The sequence below is a fragment of the Rhodococcus zopfii NBRC 100606 = JCM 9919 genome (genome assembly GCF_001895025.1).
GTDB classification, from domain to species: Bacteria; Actinomycetota; Actinomycetes; order Mycobacteriales; family Mycobacteriaceae; genus Rhodococcus; species Rhodococcus zopfii.
The window spans coordinates 1-1,831 of the sequence record NZ_BCXI01000104.1; the positions used below are offsets into that span (position 1 = coordinate 1).

The 1,831-nt window shown below is 71.3% G+C and carries 2 protein-coding genes and 1 pseudogene; 1 reads left to right on the forward strand and 2 read right to left on the reverse strand.

Features of this window, described 5'->3' with window-relative positions:
• Positions 1-105 precede the first annotated feature (105 nt).
• Together RZ1_RS29275 and RZ1_RS31055 are read right to left on the reverse strand one after the other, a co-directional pair.
• Entirely contained in the window at positions 106-747 is a 642-nt protein-coding gene (locus RZ1_RS29275) for a ScbR family autoregulator-binding transcription factor (protein ID WP_072816437.1), read from the reverse strand.
• A gap of 411 nt (positions 748-1,158) precedes the next feature.
• The gene (locus RZ1_RS31055; protein ID WP_139282077.1) at positions 1,159-1,614 is read right to left on the reverse strand and encodes a hypothetical protein; all 456 of its coding nucleotides are present in this window, start codon (positions 1,612-1,614) and stop codon (positions 1,159-1,161) included.
• Between the two features lie 22 nt (positions 1,615-1,636).
• Here RZ1_RS31055 and RZ1_RS31060 point away from each other — a divergent pair.
• Positions 1,637-1,831, forward strand: a pseudogene (locus tag RZ1_RS31060) (hypothetical protein); the annotation flags it as partial.

A 1,831-nucleotide genomic window follows, 5' to 3' on the forward strand; every position in this document is an offset into this window, starting at 1 on the left:
AGCCGTGCCAGTGGCTGCCCGCCACCGATGAGGCCGGCCGGCCGCGGGAGGACAGTAGGGCGGCCCGGCGCAGACGGGTCGGGGCGGATTCCGAGGGAGTGGAGTTCAGGCGACGGGGATCGGGGGTGCCCAGCGGGCGCGGCGCACCGCGTCACGCCGGTCGGGGTCGGCGACGAGGGTGGGCAGCACCAGTGCCCACAGCTCGTCGATCCGCCGGGGCAGGTCGGGGCGGTCGGTGAGCAGCCCGGACAGCTGTTGGATACCGGTGAACGCCCCGATCACGAACCGGGCCACCGCATCCAGATCCAGACCAGCGCGCAGATCACCGTGGTCGGCGGCGCGGTCGAGCAGCACCCGGCAGGCACCGATCCAGTCCCGGTACGGGTGGGCGGGGGTGCGGTCGGCGAGTTCGGTGGACAGGCGCAGCCCGGCCCGCACCAGCGCGCTCTGCTGTAGTTGCTCGCCGAGGGCGTGGCTGAGCATGACGATCTGCTCGAGCGCCGCGGCGTCGGTGGCGGTGACCCGCTGGACGAGGGCGATGCTGCGGCGGTGCTGTTCGTCGATGATCGCCGCCACGAGGTCGTCCTTGGAGCGGAAGTGGTAGTACAGCGCGCCCTTGTTCGAGCCGGCCGCGGCGACGATCTCGCCCGTGCTGACCCCGTGATACCCGGCGGCGGCGAACAACTCGGCCGCGACGGTGACGAAGTGGAACCGGGTGACCCGGCCCCGGTGCTGCGTGGTCCCCACCACCCCTCCTTCCCGCTCGCCTCGCGTCGCCGTCCCCTCCGGATCCCCCTCCGGAGTCGGTAGCGGCCCCCCACGGCCGACCGCCCGGACAGCCTACGGGCAACGAGGCAGCGCACTGCGCCCTCTCTGCCGAGACCTCTGAGCGCCCGGCCCCACCCCGGCGCCGAGCCGCCGCACCGCACCGCACCGCACCGGGCATCGTCGTCACACACTCATCCCGCACTTCTTCCCGGAAGCAGGGCACACCCCTGCGCACCGACGAACCGCCCCCATGGGGCGGGCAGCCCCTCGGGTGTAGCAGCGAAATGCCGGATCGACCGACCTTCCATGAAAATACCAGTCGGATGGTTTCCGTGATGGAAGTGTTACCGGATACGTGCGTGGTTGGTGGGAAACCGATTAGGTTTTCGGTCAGCGATGGCGCCACCGCTGACCCTGCTCCTGCGAAAGACGGTAGGTCTCAATGGAATCGCTCCGTCGCCGTGCCCTGGGCACGCCCCACCGCCGGTGGGTGAGTCGCTGCGTGATCGCCGCCGCGACCACACTGCTGCTCACCCACGGCAGTTCCACCGTGTTGGCCCAGCCCACGACCACTCCCGCCGCCCCGATCACCACCTCGACGCCACCCCCGAGCGCCGGCGCCACCACGTCCACGACCGAGGCACCGGCGGCGGCACAGTCGCCACCGAACACCACCGAGATGACCGAGGCACCGTCGACCTCGTCGGTACCGACGGCGACGCGGGTGCCGGCACCGCCGATCACCGAGACCCCGACGTCCCCCACCGCCGTGCCGCCGACACCGCCGCAGGCGAGGCCGGAGACGGCACCGGGCAAGAAGGAGCCCTGGGTTACGTGGACACCCACCGAGAACCCCAATTCCACGATCGTGCCCGGCAAGATGCGCTCGGACCGCCAAGAACTTCCCGAGGGCTTCACCAAGGAAGACGCCGACAAGGCCGAGATCGCCGAGGCGAAACTCCTCGCGGCCTCCCGATCCCGCAACGCCCGCAGCGGCGTCGCCACCACCGTCGCCGCCGCCGCTCCCACGGACTGCATGGTCTACTTCCCCGCGTGGCAGTAT